Source organism: Caballeronia sordidicola (genome assembly GCF_001544455.2).
GTDB classification, from domain to species: domain Bacteria; phylum Pseudomonadota; class Gammaproteobacteria; order Burkholderiales; family Burkholderiaceae; genus Caballeronia; species Caballeronia sordidicola.
In genome coordinates this window covers 1-871 of sequence record NZ_FCOC02000064.1, presented here as the reverse complement: position 1 = coordinate 871, position 871 = coordinate 1, and the positions used below count along the sequence as shown (strand labels likewise).

Genomic DNA, 871 nt, shown 5'->3' with positions numbered 1-871 from the left:
ACATCATCGAACAACGGATCGACAACAAGATCATTCGCCCCAGCGCAAATTACACCGGGCCCGAAAATCTGAAGTTCCTGCCTCTAAATAAGCGAAAATAGCGCGCTGCGCGTGCCGGATGGTCCAACTGGCGTGCGTGCTTTCGCAAAACGGGCCAGTACGGCGGACTATTTCACATCGAAATATCCCGTCGTAAAAGACCCGGATTGAACACTTAAACGATTTTTAGAAAGGCTGTCATTGATGAACAAACTCCTGATCGCGGCCGTTGCCGGCGCCCTGTCCATGTCGGGCATGCTCGCCACCACGAGCGCGCTGGCCGCAGATGCTGCAACCGCTACCACGGCAAAGAAGGCCGTGGCAAAACGCCCGGCGCCGGCACGCCGCCTGATTAAACGTAAACCCTCGACCGAAGCCAAGGCGGCGGCAAAAGTCGATCCGATTCCCGATGGTTCGACCAAATGGTCATGTAACGAAGGCCTCGCTTTCTACCTGAAAGGCGACATGAAACGCGACCAGATCGTCACCGTGAACTGGGCGAAGAAGGATTATCAATTGCCGCGTCAAGCCACCACGACGGGCGCGGACCGTTTCCACGACTCGGCTACGGGCCTCGATCTGGTCGTGATCCCGTCGAAGGCCATGCTTTTCTCCGACAAGGACGAAGCGCGTCTCGCCGACGAATGCAAGACGGCTGAAATGGCGGCATCGGGCGCACCGGCGCCTACGCAAGCAAACGAGCTGATCAAGAACGTCAAGTAAGTTTTCAACTGGGATTTTCGATGTCCGCACCGATTTCAAACGTCCGGCCCGAGCCGGATCGCGTACTGGTCGACATAGTCGACTACGTTCTCGACTATCCGATCGACAG

The 871-nt window shown here is 56.7% G+C and carries 1 protein-coding gene; it reads left to right on the top strand.

The annotated features are described in order from the left end of the window. Window positions 1-243: 243 nt before the first annotated feature. A complete protein-coding gene (locus AWB64_RS30585; RefSeq protein ID WP_060859150.1) occupies window positions 244-762 on the top strand; it encodes a hypothetical protein in 519 nt (172 codons plus the stop codon). Window positions 763-871: the final 109 nt, after the last annotated feature.